This is a genomic window from Pontibacter sp. CAU 1760 (assembly GCF_054482735.1).
This window is the reverse complement of record NZ_JBTLRL010000001.1, coordinates 164,417-182,881: the sequence shown is the minus strand read 5'-3', so window position 1 is coordinate 182,881 and position 18,465 is coordinate 164,417. Positions and strand designations below refer to the sequence as shown.

Annotated in this window: 13 protein-coding genes; 8 read left to right on the top strand and 5 right to left on the bottom strand. The window is 51.4% G+C overall.

Going from position 1 to position 18,465, the window contains the following annotated elements:
• Positions 1–124 precede the first annotated feature (124 nt).
• On the top strand, positions 125–559 hold the full coding sequence (locus tag ACXYMU_RS00735) for a GNAT family N-acetyltransferase (RefSeq protein ID WP_458984430.1): 435 nt from the start codon (positions 125–127) through the stop codon (positions 557–559).
• 8 nt (positions 560–567) lie between these two features.
• Entirely contained in the window at positions 568–1,116 is a 549-nt protein-coding gene (locus ACXYMU_RS00730) for a lipocalin family protein (RefSeq protein ID WP_458984429.1), read from the top strand.
• A 6-nt stretch (positions 1,117–1,122) separates the two neighbouring features.
• On the opposite strand, the gene ACXYMU_RS00725 is transcribed toward ACXYMU_RS00730, so the two are convergent.
• Together ACXYMU_RS00725 and ACXYMU_RS00720 are read right to left on the bottom strand one after the other, a co-directional pair.
• Entirely contained in the window at positions 1,123–1,929 is an 807-nt protein-coding gene (locus ACXYMU_RS00725) for an SDR family NAD(P)-dependent oxidoreductase (protein WP_458984428.1), read from the bottom strand.
• A gap of 36 nt (positions 1,930–1,965) precedes the next feature.
• Positions 1,966–2,424: a DUF4174 domain-containing protein gene (locus ACXYMU_RS00720; RefSeq protein ID WP_458984427.1), complete on the bottom strand. Its 459-nt coding sequence runs from the start codon at positions 2,422–2,424 to the stop codon at positions 1,966–1,968.
• Positions 2,425–3,346: 922 nt separating this feature from the next.
• Between ACXYMU_RS00720 and ACXYMU_RS00715 the strand changes: the two genes are divergently transcribed.
• Both ACXYMU_RS00715 and ACXYMU_RS00710 read left to right on the top strand, forming a co-directional pair.
• Complete coding sequence (locus ACXYMU_RS00715) at positions 3,347–3,802, top strand: hypothetical protein (protein ID WP_458984426.1); 456 nt, start codon at positions 3,347–3,349, stop codon at positions 3,800–3,802.
• Between the two features lie 124 nt (positions 3,803–3,926).
• Entirely contained in the window at positions 3,927–6,338 is a 2,412-nt protein-coding gene (locus tag ACXYMU_RS00710; protein ID WP_458984425.1) for a TonB-dependent receptor domain-containing protein, read from the top strand.
• Positions 6,339–6,791: 453 nt separating this feature from the next.
• Here the strand turns inward: ACXYMU_RS00710 and ACXYMU_RS00705 are convergent, their stop codons facing one another.
• The 3 genes from ACXYMU_RS00705 to ACXYMU_RS00695 all read right to left on the bottom strand — a co-directional run bounded on the left by ACXYMU_RS00705 (position 6,792) and on the right by ACXYMU_RS00695 (position 9,234).
• Positions 6,792–7,322, bottom strand: a complete 531-nt coding sequence (locus tag ACXYMU_RS00705) for a DUF2911 domain-containing protein (protein WP_458984424.1) — start codon at positions 7,320–7,322, stop codon at positions 6,792–6,794.
• Between the two features lie 775 nt (positions 7,323–8,097).
• A complete protein-coding gene (locus tag ACXYMU_RS00700; protein ID WP_458984423.1) occupies positions 8,098–9,045 on the bottom strand; it encodes a sterol desaturase family protein in 948 nt (315 codons plus the stop codon).
• A 51-nt stretch (positions 9,046–9,096) separates the two neighbouring features.
• Positions 9,097–9,234, bottom strand: a complete 138-nt coding sequence (locus tag ACXYMU_RS00695; RefSeq protein ID WP_458984422.1) for a hypothetical protein — start codon at positions 9,232–9,234, stop codon at positions 9,097–9,099.
• Positions 9,235–9,681: 447 nt separating this feature from the next.
• Here ACXYMU_RS00695 and mfd point away from each other — a divergent pair, with 447 nt between their 5' ends.
• From mfd to ACXYMU_RS00675, 4 genes are all read left to right on the top strand, one after another.
• Positions 9,682–13,062: a transcription-repair coupling factor gene (gene mfd / locus ACXYMU_RS00690; protein WP_458984421.1), complete on the top strand. Its 3,381-nt coding sequence runs from the start codon at positions 9,682–9,684 to the stop codon at positions 13,060–13,062.
• Positions 13,063–13,223: 161 nt separating this feature from the next.
• Positions 13,224–14,840, top strand: coding sequence for a PAS domain-containing protein (locus ACXYMU_RS00685; protein ID WP_458984420.1), 1,617 nt, complete (start codon positions 13,224–13,226; stop codon positions 14,838–14,840).
• Between the two features lie 135 nt (positions 14,841–14,975).
• Positions 14,976–18,035 (top strand): PAS domain-containing sensor histidine kinase, encoded by a 3,060-nt coding sequence (locus ACXYMU_RS00680; RefSeq protein WP_458984419.1) that lies wholly within the window; start codon positions 14,976–14,978, stop codon positions 18,033–18,035.
• Positions 18,036–18,056: 21 nt separating this feature from the next.
• Positions 18,057–18,464, top strand: coding sequence for a response regulator (locus ACXYMU_RS00675; protein ID WP_458984418.1), 408 nt, complete (start codon positions 18,057–18,059; stop codon positions 18,462–18,464).
• Position 18,465 lies beyond the last annotated feature (1 nt).

Below are 18,465 nucleotides of genomic sequence, written 5' to 3'. Positions count from 1 at the left end.
CTTTATGGAGTATAGCGCCTAACCGCTAAATTGCCTCTCGGTTGCGCAGCCGTAATGCAGGCAGCGCGCCACAGCCATTTATACCCTAGTTTTCGACCATCAATCCATACCCTATACGCTGCACATGGAAGTAATAGAGCCTGCCACCCCCGAGGAATTTAAGAAATATTACCGCTTGCGCTACGAGACCCTGCGCCAGCCCTGGAACCAACCCGAAGGCAGCGAGCGTGTGGACGACGATGACACCGCCATACATGCCATGCTGGTAGACGATGACGGCGAGGCTTTGGGAGTGTGCCGCCTGCACCTGAACACGCCCCAGGAAGGACAATTACGCTTTATGGGCATCCGGCAAGACCAACAGGGAAAGCAGTTAGGCAACCTGCTGCTGGATTACCTGGAGGCCCGTGCCAAGGCCCTGGGCGCTACCAGCCTGGTGCTGCAGGCCCGCGAAAACGCAGTTAACTTTTACCGCCGGAACGGGTATGAGGTAGAGAAGGAAACGTACGTCTTGTTCGGCACCATCCAGCATTACCGCATGACCAAGCAATTGAGTTAAAACACCCGATGAAGCAACAGACCAAACTTTGGCTTACCGCCGGTGCCTTGTTTGCCGCCACGGCTATCATCAGTAGCTGCAGCAGGAGCCACGCGCCGCTCAGCACCGTGCCCACCGTTGACTTAAACCGCTACCAGGGCCGTTGGTATGAGATTGCCCGGCTGCCGCAACGCTACGAGAAAGGCTGCCATTGTGTATACGCCGAATACCGCCTCACCCAGGAAGGGTATGTGGAAGTGGTAAACGTTTGCCGGAAAGGCGGCCCTGATGGAGAAGTAGAATCTGCCAAAGGAAAAGCCTTTCCGGTAGAGGGTAGCCAAAACAGCAAGCTAAAGGTGCAGTTCTTCTGGCCCTTTAAAGGCGACTATTGGATACTGGCGCTGGACCCTGCGTATCAGCATGTGTTGGTGGGTGCCCCAGACCGGGAAAGCCTTTGGGTTTTATCGCGCACCCCGCAACTAGACCAAGATACCTACCAGCAACTCGTGCGCACCGCCGAACAAATGGGATTTCCGGTAGAGCAGCTGCTGGTTACGGACCAAAGCTGTTACCAGTAACTGACCTTAACTTCCGCGCTTTTTCTGCACCTTTTTCACCATGTTGCGCAGCACGCTACGCGGTGCCAGCCGCATCGAGAAAACCGCCAATTTATTGTGGATGCCCGGAATAACGACCACCTCTCCATCCATCATTCCCTCATATCCTGCCTCAGCCACGCTTTTTGCATCAGCCACAAACACTTGCGAGAAAATCCCGGAGCCCTCTAAGTTTGCGGCGTCCTTGAACTCGGTATCGGTAGGGCCGGGGCATAGCGCTGTAACGGTTACGTTGTCTTCCTCCAACTCTGCGGCTAGTCCCTCCGAAAAGCTCTGCACAAAAGCTTTGGTAGCGTAATACACCGCCATGTATGGGCCTGCAGGCGGGAAAGCCGCTGTGGATGACACATTCAGGATTTTGCCGTGCTGCCCCTTTGGCAGTTGCTCCAGGAACAATTTGCAGAGATGCGTGAGCGAAACCATGTTGAGCTGCATCATATCCAGTTCCCGTTGCAGGTCAGATTCCCGGAAGGCACCATAGTAGCCAAAACCCGCATTGTTGATCAGCACATCTATGGTTAAGCCGCTTTGCTTGATGGCGTCAAAAACAGCGGCAGGCGCGCTGGGCTTGCTCAGGTCTTCGACGATCACTTTGGTGTATACCTTGTAATTTACGGCAAACTGCAGCGCCATGGCTTCCAGTTTATCTTTGGAGCGGGCTACCAGCACCAGGTTGTGGCCTCTTTGCGCCATCAGTTTTGCCAGTTCGTAGCCAATGCCGGCAGATGCACCCGTAATCAGGGCGGTGTGGGTAGCAGTATTGTTTATGGTCATGCACTTCTTGTCTTTAGCTGATTGCTCTATGTGATTTTATTTATCCTGTCCGCGCATTTCCTGCCGGCGCATGGGCATCTGGTCTATCAAGCCAAATATGTCCTCGATTGGCACAGGGCTTGACCGTTGCAATTTCCGGGTACCATCCTTGCCCACCAACACGACAGCAAAGTCATCCGCCGATATCTGAAAGCGATTGCGTAAAGCTTTGCTCTGCTGTTTTTTCTGCCGAACACCATCCAGGTATACCTCCTGCGGCCCAACCAGTTCGATCAGTACCATGTCGCGGTCCTGTAGCCCATCGTTTACGCTGCGCAGCAAAGCCTGTTGCCGCACATACGCCGGATGGTCCCTGGCCGGGGTAAATAGCAGTAGTGGCCGTCTTTTCCATTTATAGGCTTTCAAGTCAGCTTCCATGGGTTTAAGCTGCGCATCAGCCCGCAGCCCGAACAGCAGAAAGCCAACCACAGCAATCGGTATCAGTAATTTCTTCATCTCAGTGTATACGCGCGCAGGATCGAGGCTGGATGGTGCAGTAGCTTAGTTAGTTTAAGCTAAGCCCGCTAATTGGCCCAATAACTTGCTTTGAGCCGCAGGCAGCAACTATATCATATTAGCTTTAAAAGCGGCTTTTCGTTATATATAAAATATTTTTTTAGTTTTTTTATTGCCAAAATTTGAAAAAATAAATCAATGTGTTACATTTGAAACAACAAACACAATGTAGGGTGTTGAAACTGGCAGACAAGCCCTCCTATCTCGGGGGTGGAGGCCTTAGAATAAAGCAGCTCTTGCCTAACTACTCCGTGGAGGTTCGATTCCTTCCCCTACAGCTAAATAAAGAAAGCCGCTCTGGAACCTAGGTTCAGAGCGGCTTTACTTTTTACTAGCCCATACGACAGTAATAAGCTTTTAAGCTTTATCTGTCAAGACTGGAGCTTCATTGTGGGAGCAGTCCAAACAAGCAAAGATCTCATTTACTTAATTTTATATATAATAAATATAAATATTTACACACCACCTGTGTTTTAATCTTCACCACCATTCCAGAGCCTGTTACTTCATTTTGGTTATATACTTCGTTTAAATTGCACTGTATCCGTATAATTTTAAAAACTTCGACAGCATTTGTACAGATGGGCGCACAGAGATGAGAGACACGCAAATACCTTTAAAACTTAACCAAAATCCATATACGAGGCTTCGATTTTCTAAAAGCGCAAACCGCTGTGCTGGTTAACAAGAGCTACCCCACAATTTAACAAAACGCTATTTAGCAATCATTTACACACTTATTAGTATTGCATTCGCCTTCCACTGAAGCTTCACAAGCTTCAACCAGGCACCTGTATGCCTTGCTCATACAGCCACAACTGAAGATTAATAAATTTTATATTAAACCTTTAAATACTACATTATGAAAGCAAAATTCTTAAGTATCGCTATTGCACTGATTGCACTGTTTAGTTTTCAATCTGCCTTTGCGCAGCATCCAAATCTTAAATCGCCACTAACCTCATCGGTCACGAGCACACAACAACTTAAAGTAGATTATGATATCTCAGGGTTGGGGAATGTTTCGACTGTAAAAATTACGGTGAGTTTTGATCTGAATGTAGATACCTACTGCTTTAACAAAGGACGAAGATCAACACCAGTGCCAGGGCTCACGCAGCATTTCGAGAATCAATCATCTACATTTGATGTGCCAGTTCGGAACGGTAGAGCGAGCGGTTCTATTACCACGAATGAAACAATCAAGGCTGGAGACTGCCCTGCAGGTATGGATAGAACAGAAACAACCGTTGCTTATACGAATATAACACTCGAAGTATTAGGTAGCGAATTCCCTGTTGGCGATGCCATACAATAATGATTAGAATACTGTAGCTTAATAAGGTTAGGATATGATCAGTGATTATATCCTAACCTTATTACCTGTTATAAAGGTCAGATAATGCGCATTATCTGACATTAGCTTTCATGCCTCATGTGTTATGCTTCAAATTATCAGGGTCTATAGGCGAGAAATAGCAAGAATCATTTCGCATGCAACATATACCATACTACTATGCTGTTGCTCAGCTTTCATATGCCCTGCACAGACATTAATATCCATACATGGCACAGCAATAGACTCTACCACACAAACACCGCTTAGCTACGTTACTGTGGTCGTTCAGGAAACCGACAGCAACTATCCCATCAAAACGACACTAACGCTGGCAGATGGCACCTTCGCTATAACTGGCCTTCCCGCAAGCAACTACCGGCTCACCCTCTCCTATGTCGGTTACAAGACCACAACACTTAAGCTTCCTCCCCCAACTACTGCTGCTGTTGACCTCGGCATCATACAACTTGCTCCCACAGCTATGCAACTGCAGGAAGTGCAGGTTACCACACAAAAGCCCCTAATTGAGCAGGATGTAGACAAACTGACCTATAACGTAACAGCAGATCCAGACCACAATTTGCTCAACACCTTAGAGATGCTGCGCAAAGTGCCGCAGCTAACTACCAACGCAGATGATAACCTGCAACTGAATGGCAGTAGCAATTACCAGATTCTGGTGAATGGCAAAAGATCAGCCTTGCTGTCAGGCAACCCGAGCGAGGTGCTGAAATCCTTGCCTGCCAGTGCGCTTAAAAAGATCGAGGTGATCACTACCCCATCCTCCAGGTATGCTGCAGAAGGGGCCACTGGCATCATCAACATCGTTACGCACAGCAAAAGCATTCGCGGCTACCATGGGGCTGCAAACTTAGGAGGCAGCAGCCCGGAGGGGTATAGCGCCAGCACCTACGCCAACACGGCGGTTGGCAAGTTCAGTACGTCAGGGCGTATCAGTAGCAGCTCGTCTAAGAGCCCACCGGGCAAAAGCAGCTCCATAAGAGAGGACTTAAACAAGCAGGGCAGGCTGGTGCAAACCGGGATAAGTGAGAACAACCGCAAAGCATGGGGCATAAGCAGCGAGCTAGCCTATGCGTGGCGCCCGCAGGACCTGATTACGGTTGGGTATAGCATGAACAGAAACAGCAGCGCAAGCGAATTCATGCAGGCTGTTGCGCGGAGAGATGGCCTGAAAGAACTCACGGAAGCCTACCAAAACCAGAGCGAGAACCACAACAACAGCAATGGCCATGATATTACCCTGGATTATCAGCATAGTCTTGATGAAGCAGAAGCCCATACACTTGCAGTTTCTTTTAACCTGACCAATAGCAATTATGAAAACGCATCAGGCTTTACCCTGGTGCCTGTGCTCAATTACGAAGGCAGGGAAAGTGTTACGACCAGCCACGACAACACCGAACTGTATGCGCTGCAGGTAGATTATACCCGACCACTAGGCGCACAAGCGCTTGAGGCAGGTATAAAGTCTACAGTAGAGAACAACAGCAGCAGCTATTATTACAAGAACCAAAACCCGGAAACTTACACCTTTGACCTTGACTCCAGCCTCAGCAACAGCTTCAGCTATCAGCAGCAACTGCACGCTGCTTATACCTCTGTCAGCCTCCAGCAAGACAAGTGGGGCCTCCGGGTTGGCGCACGGCTGGAGGGCACCAAGCTGGATGCGCGGTTCAAATCTTCTGCCACCCGTGCCAGGCAGGGCTACCTCCATCTGTTCCCGAGTATTACGCTGTCGCGGCTGTTACAAGAAAGCAGCTCCATCAAGCTGTCGTACACCCAACGCATCGACCGGCCAAGCCTATACCTGCTTAACCCGTATGTAGACCTTATCGACCCCGTGAACATCAGCTATGGTAACCCCAGCCTTAGGCCCGCTACAACGCATACCCTTCGCCTCGACTATATGGTGTATACAAAAGGCACTGCCATTAGCATAGGGCTCTTCCACCACTTCACAAACAGCGCTATCCAGAGCTTTACTACCCTGGGGACAGACGCTATTGCCCGTACTACCTTCGGCAACATCGGCGAAAACCAGACCTTAGGCCTCTCGCTTAACGGCAACAAAACCTTTTTTCAGAAGCTGAGCGCAAACCTTGATGCCGGCTTTAACTATGTAAAATTCATCAGCGCGGAGCAAAGCAGCCCGCAAGGCAACGAGGGGTTTACGTATAATGTGCGGGGAGCCACTACGTATCGTTTCGGGAAGGGCTGGCGGGCAAGCGGGAACCTCAGTTATAACTCGCCGAATGTCATGTTGCAGGGGAGAGCCAGCGGCTATACCTGGAGCAGCATGTCATTGCACAAGGAGTTTCTGAAAAACAATAGAGCCAGCCTAAGCTTGTCCGTAAGGAGCCCTCTCCAGCGGTATAGGCGTACTTCGAGCCAGATTCATACCCCGAACTTCCACCAGCAGCAAGCCTTCTATACCGTGGTCCGCCAGGTAAGCCTTGCTTTTAACTATCGGTTTGGCAAGCTGCAGGGCCGTTAAACCCTGATTTCAATTTCGTTATATGCTTTTCGCCCTTACTTACCCCAATCCCTCACCTACCACGCCTGCCTGCATAGGCTACTCAAAAGCACATGAAGGCATTTAAGCACAAAGCCTGTTCAATGATAAATTCGCCACACAACTACACAATCGTTGATAATTAAATATTTTTTCAAGTTTTTTGTTGATAAAATTTGAACAACCAAAACATTTTGTTACATTTGAATCATCAAACACAATGTAGGGTGTTGAAACTGGCAGACAAGCCCTCCGATCTCGGGGGTGGAGGTTCTGGGATAAAGCAGCTTTTTTGACCTATTACTAGTACAAAGACATTTGCCTAACTACTCCGTGGAGGTTCGATTCCTTCCCCTACAGCTAAAAAGCCTCTCCAGACTCAGGTCCGGAGAGGCTTTCTTCATGTAAGTGCTAATGGTGGCTTGTCTGCCTTTGCTATTTCTTAGCGGAGATCATAATGGGCAGTTCCATCTTTTCCCAGCGAAGCACAAGCCCCTTATCTGTTACTTCATAAGCCAGCCGTTCGTTCATGCTGGCAGTTGCTTTAGGTTTTACCTGCACGCGTAGTGCGTCCTGCTTTTCATCGTACTGCGTGCCCCACTGCTTTGCAGTTTTATTAAAGATCACCGTCCAGGCATCTTCACCGGGGATAGTATAAAAACTGTAGGTGCCTGCAGCCAGTGGCTTTCCTTCCACCATCACATCCTTATCCAATGTAACGGTTGTCGCCTCGTTCGCTCCTGCGCGCCATACCTTGCCGTATGGCACTAAATCTCCCCAAATGGTGCGCCCTTTCACAGCCGGACTGCTATAATTAACCTTCACGGTTGCATCGCCTATTTTACCTGTTGCCTCGGCAGCCGGACTTGGCTTGTTGGCACTGTTGCCTTGCGCCCAAGCGCCTGTAGCGGCTAACAAGCAGATGAGCAGTACAGCCAACGTGTTTAAAATACGGGTTTGTTTCATGTGTTAATAATTAAATGGTTGAATAATATGAGATCGATTTAAACTAGAGTGGTAGAGGAATGGCGTGATTTTCAAAGCATATATACGGGAGTGACTCAATTAGGCTGTGTTTCTCTTTAACAGGCGCTTCCCCTTGTTTACTAAACTGTTATCGCATCGCTTTTATTATGATGAACTAATTGACTGGGAGTTTCCGGGGGTATTAGGCTTGGGTATAAGAAACCAATTTGTGTTAGCACCGGAGCCCGCCTTGGCGACCCTTCCGTCATAAATAATATTATTTGGCTTCTACCCCACAGTTTTGATATAGGCAAGATGTAAAATGACATACTTTTCAGCCTAAGTCCTTAAAAATCATACCCTCAAGCATCTTAGAAGCAAAATATGGAAAGTGAAAGATAAGGCTATAAGACGTTTTTTTTACAACTTAATCAAAATCACCGCGTATTATTTGATATAGTCGCACATAAAAACTTTTTTTGTTGAAAAATTTGCAATTTAAAAAAAGAGCTTCTATATTTGAATCATCAAACACAATGTAGGGTGTTGAAACTGGCAGACAAGCCCTCCGATCTCGGGGGTGGAGGTTCTGGGATAAAGCAGCTTTTTTGACCTATCACTAGCACAAAGATATTTGCCTAACTACTCCGTGGAGGTTCGATTCCTTCCCCTACAGCTAAAAAGCCTCTCCAAACTCAGGTCCGGAGAGGCTTTCTTTTTTAGGTATAAATCAGGGATGCGTTTACTTACACCACCAGGTATTTAGGCAGGGATATCAGACAACCAGCTGCTGCTGCGAAGCTGCTGCCTGTTGTTGCACCATCTCAGCCTGCATCTGCTTGGCTGTTTTTCTGCTGCCGTCCGGGCTCCAGCCAGGCGGGTAAAAAATGTACTTGAACTTGTGCTCCCACGACTTTGCCTGCTTCACGTCTTTCCAGATATCGCTAAACTCATGGAAATTCAGCTTGATGGGGTTATTGGAGTGCGGGGGGTGCAGCACGCCAAACTTCGGCTCGATCTGCTTCTCCCGGTTCTGGTAGGTCCCGAAGAGCTTGTCCCAAATGATCAAAATACCGCCATGGTTACGGTCGAGGTACTCCACATTGCAGGCATGATGCACTTGGTGCACCCAAGGCGTGTTAAACACTTTGTTGAAGCCCTTGATATCAGGCACCAGCGTAGAGTGCAGGAAGAACTGGTAAATAGAGTTAAACGACATGCACAGCGCAATCATCACCGGGTTAAAGCCCACAATCGGCATCCAAATCCAGTAGATTGGCTTGTACAGGAAGATGGTCCAGCCGTTGCGGAAAGCCGTACCTAAGTTAAACTTGTCGGAAGAGTGATGCACCACATGCGCGGCCCAGAACAGGCGCACGGTATGGCAGAAGCGGTGATGCCAGTAAAAGTTAAAGTCATCGCCAACCAGGCAAAGCGCCCATACCCACCAGGCCCACCCCAGGTTTTCATACCCAAGGAACTCTGTGCGCAGCGGCTCAAACAATTCATAGAACAGAAAGAACAGCCCAATTTGGTAGGCTTTCGTCAGTGTGTTCAGCAAGGCGGCACCCAGGCCTACCCAGGTGCTGGCCATAGAGTCTTTTATGTCATACAACTCCTTGTCCTCACGGTAACCAATATAGGCCTCGACTATAATAAGCACAGCAAAAATGGGCACAAAATAGGCAAAGGGATTAGGTAAGTTTTCGAATAGAATTTCCATGCAGCAATTAAAAGTAAAGCATCCACCTGGCGCGCAAGGCGCACCCCGGATTCAGCCGAAGTTACGCATATATCTGCCGCCGTCCAATTTCGGCGTTGGCACCTCGCCACCAGCATTACGCCGGAAAGCAGGGTTTTGGTTATGGTTTCGGCGGATGACCAGGCGCACCTCAGCCTGATAGTCAATCATATCCCAAAACCCCACCATATCGCCAGTTGGAGCGCAGCGGTAACTGGCGATATGGTGGAGGGATGGTTGTAACTAGCGAAAGCATGTATGGGAAAGCCAGTTGCAAACTGGCTTCAATGGTGGCTACAAGTTACGCTGGCGCTAAACCTGCGGGATGGGGGCCGGGACTACCATACGGCCAGTTGCAAATTACAAACTGGCATCCTAGAAAGCCACCAATTGTGCTGGCGCTATACTAGCGGTGGGTGAGAAATACCAGCAATGCTTTATCCTGTTAATGTGTTGATTCTGCAAATCCTGGTTCAAACAAATACCCGTAACCTTCTGCCCCTCTCGCTAGTTCTTTAAAAACGTTATCTTTGTCTAGATGACATGGAAGCGCAAAACGTAGACAACAAACGTTTTGCGCCTTTTCGCGTGCTACTTGTGCCTTAAAACAGAATACCATTGAAAGTTAAAGATTTCCTTGAGCTGTATCGCCTCGATAGCGAGGTGCAAACCATTGCCGAACGTTTGAGAGCCGCCGATGGCTACCGCCTGCAGCTGAAAGGCCTTGCCGGCAGCCAGGATGCGGTGCTGGCCTCTGCTATTTATACCCTCAACTATCAGCACCAGCTTTTCGTGCTGCATGACAAAGAGGAGGCGGCTTATTTTTATACCGACCTCAAAAATCTGCTGGGCGAGGAGAAAGAGATCCTCCTTTTCCCGACCTCTTACAAGCGGCCCTACAGCTTCGACGACACCGAGAACGCCAACATACTCATGCGGGCCGAAGTACTGAACCGATTGAACCAGAAAACCGGCAAAGGCGAGCTGATCGTGACGTACCCGGAGGCACTGACGGAAAAGGTGATCAACAAAAAATCATTGGTAGAGAATACGCTGGGGGCCAAGATCGGGGAAAAGCTAGATACAAACTTTCTGAGCGAGATGCTGGCCGAGTATGGCTTCGAGCGGACTGAGTTTGTGTACGAGGCGGGCCAGTACGCGGTGCGCGGCGGCATTGTAGATGTATACTCCTACGCCAACGACCTGCCTTACCGCATCGAGCTTTTCGGGGATGAGATTGAGAGTATCCGAACCTTCGACCCCGACACGCAGCTGTCGGTGGAAACGAAAAAAGCCATCTCGATCATACCCAACGTGCAGACCAAGCTGCTCCAGGAAACCCGTGAGGCGTTTCTGGATTACCTCCCTGCCAACACCAACATCTGGTTTAAGGACGTGCGCCTGACACTGGATGTGATTGACGAGTACTTTGACAAAGCCTCGCACGCGTTCGAGAAAATGATGGTCGGCAGCGGCGGCACCCAGATTGTGTCGGACCCGGAACAGCTTTTCCAGACGCAGAAGCAGTTCAAGAAGCTGCTCGATAGCTTCAATATTATCGAGATCGGCAAGCGCTTTCATTTTAAATCCGCTGAGGTGATTCAGTTGCAGTCCAAGCCGCAGCCGTCTTTCAACAAAGACTTTAAGCGCCTGGTTAAGGACCTGCACGAGCAGCAGGGGGCCGGCTTCGTGAACGTGATCGCCACCGACTCGCCGCGCCAGATCAACCGCCTTACCATGATCTTCGATGAGCTGGACCACGACGTGCGCTTCCAGCATTTGCCGGTTTCGCTGCGCGAGGGCTTCATCGACCAGTCGCTCAAGATCACCTGCTATACCGACCACCAGCTTTTCGACCGTTTCTACCAGCACAAGGCCAAGGAGGGGCATTCCAAATCCAAGGCCATGACGCTGAAAGAACTGCGCTCGTTGCAGCCCGGCGATTACGTGACCCACGTGGACTATGGCATTGGCCGCTTTGCCGGCCTGGAGAAAGTGGAGGTGGGCGGCCGCCTGCAGGAAGCCATCCGGCTGGTGTACCGCGACGACGACTTGTTATATGTCAGCATCCACTCGCTGCACAAGATCAGCAAGTACAGCGGCAAAGAGGGTGGCCCGCCAAGCATGAGCAAGCTGGGCTCGCCGGAGTGGGAAAACAAGAAGAAGAAAGTCAAGAGCAAGGTAAAGGACATCGCCGCCGAGCTCATCAGTTTATACGCCAAGCGCAAGGCCGCACCGGGGTATGCCTTCACCAAAGACGGCTTCCTGCAGGCTGAGCTGGAGTCTTCGTTTATCTACGAGGATACCCCGGACCAGGCAAAATCCACGGAGGACGTGAAGGCCGACATGGAGCAGCCGCACCCCATGGACCGCCTGGTATGCGGCGATGTGGGCTTCGGAAAAACAGAGATCGCCATACGTGCCGCCTTCAAGGCAGCCTGCGACGGCAAGCAGGTGGCCATACTGGTGCCGACCACCATCCTGGCCATGCAGCACTACCGTACCTTCCGCGACCGCCTGGAGCAGTTCCCTGTTACCGTGGATTATATCAACCGCTTTAAAACCGCCAAAGACACCAAAGACACCCTGAAGCGCGTGGCAGAGGGCAAAGTGGACGTTCTGATTGGGACGCACCGCATTGTGAGCAAGGACGTGAAATTCAAGGACCTTGGCCTGATGGTGATTGACGAGGAGCAGAAGTTCGGTGTGAAGACCAAGGACAAACTGAAGGAGATGAAAGTAAACGTGGACACGCTCACGCTCACGGCCACTCCTATCCCGCGCACGCTGCACTTCTCGTTGATGGGTGCCCGCGACCTGAGCGTGATCGGTACGCCGCCGCCCAACCGCCAGCCCGTGAAGACAGAGCTGCACGTGTTTGATGAGGCCTTGATCCGGGATGCCATTGTGCATGAAATGAAGCGCGGCGGGCAGGTGTTCTTTGTGCATAATCGCATCAAGGACATTGAAGAAATCGCCGCTATGATTCTGCGCCACGTTCCGGATTGTAAGGTAACCTATGCCCACGGGCAGATGGAGCCGGAGAAGCTGGAAAAACGCATGATGAAGTTCGTGAACGGCGAGTATGACGTGCTGGTCTCCACCAACATCATCGAGTCGGGTCTCGATATCGAGAACGCCAACACTATCATCATTAACCGCGCGCATATGTTTGGCCTATCGGACCTGCACCAGATGCGCGGACGCGTGGGCCGGTCCAACAAAAAAGCCTACTGTTACCTGCTGACGCCTCCGGTAGCTGGTCTGCCCTCTGATGCCCGCAAGCGCCTGAGTACTTTAGAGGAATTTTCTGACTTGGGCGAGGGCTTCAAGATCGCGATGCGCGACCTGGACATCCGGGGGGCAGGTAACCTGCTGGGCGGTGAGCAGAGCGGTTTCATCACTGACCTCGGTTTTGAGATGTACCACCAGGTGCTCGACGATGCCATCAAAGAGCTGAAGGAAACAGAGTTCAAGGACCTTTTCCTGAACGACAACCTGGAGCAGTTTATCGAGCCGGTGCGGGATTGCAACATCGAAACAGACATGGAAGTGCTGATACCGGATTGGTATGTGAGCAACATCTCGGAGCGCCTTAGCCTCTACAGCAAACTCGACAGCACCAAGGACCTCGACGACCTAGAAACGCTGCGGGCCAGCATCGTAGACCGCTTCGGCCCATTACCGGAGGCAGTACAGCAATTAGTGGAGATCGTGAAGCTCCGCTGGCAGGCCCAGCAACTCGGCTTCGAGAAGCTCACCATCAAAAAAGAGGTGATGAAAGGCTACCTGCCCAGCGAGAACAATGATGCCTATTTCCAGTCAGACACATTTGGCCAGATACTGCGCTATGTGCAGCAGCACCCACGCCACTCACGCCTGAAAGAGGCCAAGCATAAGCTGATCGTGATCGTGGAGGATATCCGGAACCTGCGTGATGCCAGGCAAGTGTTTGAGGGTTTTGGGATCCAGGCCGTTACTTCTACACAAACGCCCTAAGCACAAACACTAACTTGTTTTAGCTTCTCCCTAAAAAGCCACCCCCTTTCTTAACAGCAAGCGGGTGGCTTTCCTTATTTATTGCACTATTTTAATTATATTTAGGTTTAGTTAATGAAAGCTGAATAATCCATTGGGCTTTCTTAGACGTTTAAAATTATATGCCCTTACACAAAGCAAACTTATCTAACATTGCCACCCTTGCCCCTGTGTTCCGGGTATTGCCGGGGCTATACCTCCTTTTATCACCCGATTTCACTATCCTAGGTTGTACAGTGCTTTATTCTAAGGTCGCGAACTTCAATATTGAGGACACGATCGGGCGTAACATTTTCGATACTTTCCCTAAAAAACCAAATAGCGCAAATCAGAGGGCTAAAGAAGATTTATTGATCTCCCTGAACCACGTGGTAAAGGAGAAGGAACCGCATATAATGCCTTTACTGCGTTTTGACGTGCCGGTTGCTGCTGGTAAGGAGGGCGAGTTTGAGGAGCGTTTCTGGAATACGACCAATACCCCTGTTCTCAATGAAAAAGGGAAATTGATATACATTCTGCATGAAACCCGCGACATCACCGACGAGGTGAAACATGAGCGCAACAGCAAGCGGCTGGACCTGCTCAGCAGTGCCCTGAATGCCGTGGCCTGGGAGTATGACGTGGCGCAGAACCGTATGTTCTGGGGCAAGGGCCTGGAGGAGGTTTTCGGCTATACCCAGCAGGACATGGGCGTGGGCGGGGAGTCGTGGCGCACGCGCGTGCACCCCGACGACTTCGAGGTTATTAACGCCAGCATCAAAGAAGCCATGTTAGCCAAAAAAAAAACATGGTCGGGCGAATACCGCTTTCTGAAATCAGACGACACCTATGCCTACGTGATGGACCAGGCCCATATCATCTACGACAAACAGGGCAAGCCCAGCTTTACCCTAGGCTCTATCGTGGACATGACAAACAGGAAGCGAACTGAGGATAACCTGCTGGAGAGCAAGCAGCGTTTCCGGCACCTGGTCGAGGTCCTGCCCCAGATCGCCTGGACGGCCAGCCCCAGTGGCAAGATCTTACACTTCAACCAGAACTGGTACAGCTATACCGGCATGTCCAAAGGGCAAACGGAAGGCTGGATAAAGATGGCCCACCCCGACGATACCTCGCTGGTTTTAACCACCCGTCAGGATGCCTTCATTACTGGAGAAGCCTTTGAACTGGAGTACAGGCTGCACAGCTATCTGGACGATTCCTACCGTTGGTTTCTGGAGCGTGCCGTGCCCATGCATGATGCCCAACATAAGGTTACACTTTGGATCGGCACCTTAACCGATATAGACGAGCAAAAACTGGCCATGGAGCAATTGGAGGAGAAAGACCGCCAGTTTCAGAACATCCTCCGCCTCTCCCCGGCGCATATATGCCTGCTGCAAGGGCCGCTGCATACCTGCTCGTACATTACCCCAGGCTATTCCAAGCTCTATGGCAACCGGAAATTCATGGGCCTCAAAGCCAGCGAGATATGGCCGGAACCGGAGTATGAGGGCCTGCTGAAACTGCTGGATCAGGTGTATGAGGAGGGCGACACCGTGCAGATTTGCGAATACAAGATGAATATCGACCCAGACCGGAACGGAAATTTGCGGGAAGCGTATTTTGACTTCAAATACCAGCCATTAGCGGACAAGGGCCAAACAGAAGGCATCCTGCTTACTGCTGTGGATGTGACAGACCTGGTAGACGCAAAGAAAAAAGCAGAAGACCTAGCCAGGTTGCAGCGCCCCGACTAGTGTGTTGGCAGCCGAAGCGATAACTTGTACCGTTATAGCCTGATTTTCACGTTGCCATGGCGTGTCGCCGTGCTATTCTAGTTATCTTTACATTCGACTGATTCACCCAGGTTCTTCGGGGCCGAAAGCACACTTATGGAAAATACGCCTGCCCGGCTACCAAACCCAGACTTCAAACAGCTGTTTCAGGTACTGCCGGGTTTATATGTCATCTTATCGCCAGACTTAACGGTGCTGGCCGCTTCCGACGCTTACTTGCAGGCTACCCATAGCAGCCGTGAGGCGTTGGTAAACCGCTCCCTCTTTGATGTTTTCCCGGAGAACCCGGACCTGCAGCGCACAAAAGCGCGCGAAAGCATAGAGGCATCGCTAAATCAGGTTATCACGCACAAAACCCCGCAACAGCTTCCTTCTCACCGGTATGACGTCCTGAACAAAGAGGGCCAGTACGAAAGCCGTTACTGGCAACTCAACAGTTTCCCGGTACTGGACGACGAGGGCGAGTTGCAGTACATTGTGCACGAGGTGCGCGATGTGACCCGGCAAACCTTGGCAGAGCGGGAGAAGAACGAAACCAACGAGCGCTTTGAGCGCGTGGCCATGGCCACCAGCGACGTGATCTGGGATTGGAACCTGCTGGACGATGGCCTTTGGTGGAACGAAGGGTATAAAACCCTGTTCGGATACCCTGAGGAAAAGCGGGACCCCACGATTGCCTCCTGGACGAACTTTATACACCCCGACGACCTGGGCCGTGTGGAAGCCTCTATTTACAAAGCCATTAAGAATGGTCAGCAAAAATGGCAGGATCAGTATCGCTTCCGCTGTGCCGATGGCGGTTACAAACTGGTCTTCGACCAGGGCTATCTCATCTATAACGAGCAAAACGAGGCTGTCAGGATGCTCGGGGCCATGGTAGACATTACAGAACGCCACCAGGTGCAGCAGGAGCTAAAGGAAAGCACGGAGCGATTTGAGCGCGTGGCCCTGGCTACCAACGATGTGATCTGGGACTGGAACATCCAAACCAACGGCCATTGGGTGAACGAAGGCTTCAAAAAGCTGTTTGGCTACAAAGACGAGGACATTACGCCCACGTTGGATACCTGCACCAGCCGCATTCACCCGGATGATGCCGCGCGTGTAGAAGCCTCTGCGATGCAGGCTCTGCAAGACGACAACCAGGAGTTGTGGGAACAAGAGTACCGTTTCCGGTGCGCCGATGGCAGCTATAAATTCATACACGACAACGGGTACATCATCCGGGACGAGCAGAACAAGCCCGTCAGGATGATAGGCGCCATGCGTGACGTGACGGCAATCAGGCAGCTGACCGAGCAACAGCAGGAAAGCACCGCCCGCATTACCCAGATTCTGGAGTCGCTGCCGCTGATGACCTGGACAGCCGCACCAGACGGCGATGTATTTTACTACAGCCAACGTTGGTTCGACTTTAGCGGCAGCACCTTCGAGGATCTGCGCGCCTGGGGCTGGTCCACCATCATACACCCCGATGATGTAGCAGCAACGAGCCGGGCATGGCGGCACTCGCTCCAAACCGGCGACACTTTTGTGGCAGAAAACCGGTGGCGCGCAACCGACGGCTCCTATCGCTGGTTCCTGGCCCGAGCCGTGCCCATCCGCAACGCCGCCGGCGAGATTATTATGTGGGTAGGCTCCCATACCGACATTGAGCACCAGAAGCAGATGATGCTGGCCCTGGAGGAAAGCAACGCCAAGTTTGAGATGCTGGCCGAGTCGATTCCGCACGTTGTGTGGAGCGCGGACGCTAACGGGCACGTAGACTATTTTAACCAGCAGTGGTACAGCTATACCCGCATGACCGAGGAGGAGACACTTGGCTTCGGTTGGGCGCCGGCCCTGCACCCCGACGACCGGGAGCCCACTACATCCGATTGGCTAGCCTCTATGGCTACCGGGGAGAAGTATGAGCGTGAGTTGCGGCTGCGCAATATCTTCACCGAAGACTACCGCTGGTTCCTGGCCCGCGCCGTGCCTGCCCGCAACGCCGACGGCGAGATTATCAAATGGTTTGGCACCGCCACCTACATCCACGACCAGAAGATGCTGCGCGAGCAGGTAGAAAAATCAGAGAAGCAATTTCGCTTTCTGGCCGAGTCAATCCCCCAGATTATCTGGACCACGCGCCCCGACGGCTATACCGAATACTTCAACAAACGCTGGCACGAGTACACGGGGCTGCACATGGAGGAAAGCCAAGGCGATGTATGGAGCACCTTACTGCACCCCGAAGACCGGGAACGGGCCGTAGAACGCTTCCAGTACTCCCTGCGAACCGGCGAGTACTACGAGATAGAGTACCGGATCAAGAACGGGTATAACGGCACTTACCGCTGGTTCCTGGGCCAGGCCATGCCCATGCGCAACGCCGAGGGCGAAATTGTAAAATGGTTTGGCACCTGCACCGACATAGAGGACCATAAACGCGCAGAAGAGCAACTGGTCGAAAAAAACCTGGAGCTCGAGCGCATCAACCAGGACCTGGACAGCTTTGTGTATACCGCCTCCCACGACCTGAAGCTCCCGATTGTGAACATGGCCGGTATTTACCAAGAGCTGATACGCGTGGCCACGTTCAATGACCCGGATGCGCCCAAGATGCAGGCAATGTTTGAGAAAGCGCTGCGGCAAATCCACACCACCATCCAGGACCTGTCGGATGTCGTGAAGGTGCAGCGGATACAGGCCGACCACATGGAGTTGGTAGACCTGCGCACCCTGACAGAGGACGTGCAGCTGGGCCTGCAGGACCTGTTGCAGGAGACCAACGCGCGCCTCAACCTGGATTTTGCCGAAGCACCTGCCTTGCCCTTTACTAAATCCAGCCTAAAAAGCATTATCTTTAACCTCATCAGCAACGCCCTGAAGTACCGGGCACCGGACAGGGCACCGGAGGTGAGCCTCCGCACCCAGCCTAAGGGCGATTATATAGAACTGACGGTGAAGGACAACGGGCTGGGCATCGACATGAGCAAACACCAGAACAAGCTGTTCCAGATGTTCAAGCGCTTCCACAACCACGTAAATGGCTCGGGGCTGGGGTTATACATCGTAAACCGGCTCCTGACCAATCACGGCGGATATATCAACATCGAAAGTAAACTGGGCGAAGGCACCACGTTTTACCTGTACTTTAAGCAAAAGAAGAATTAGAGATTTTTGAACAGAGAGAGAATGAAACAAGTGAACACGGTCCTCTTGATTGACGACGACGACACAACCAACTACCTGAACCACCGCTTGCTTATGCGCATGGAGGTAGCTCCTGACATACGGGTGGTAACGGATGGGGGCGAGGCGCTGGATTACCTGAACAAAGCCTTTGCCGGGCAGGCGGATTCCCCGCGGCCCGACCTTATTTTTGTGGATATTAAAATGTCTGGCATGGATGGATTTGAGTTTCTGGAGGAATACCAGAAGCTGCCTGCAAACGACAAAGGTAACGCGGTGTTGCTGATGCTCACCTCCTCGGCCAGCTTTTACGACCTCGAAAAACTTAAGCAGTTCCCGGATGTGCGCCAGCACTATTCCAAGCCACTGACCGAGCCGGATGTGCGCGAAATCATGGCCACCTACTTTTAAC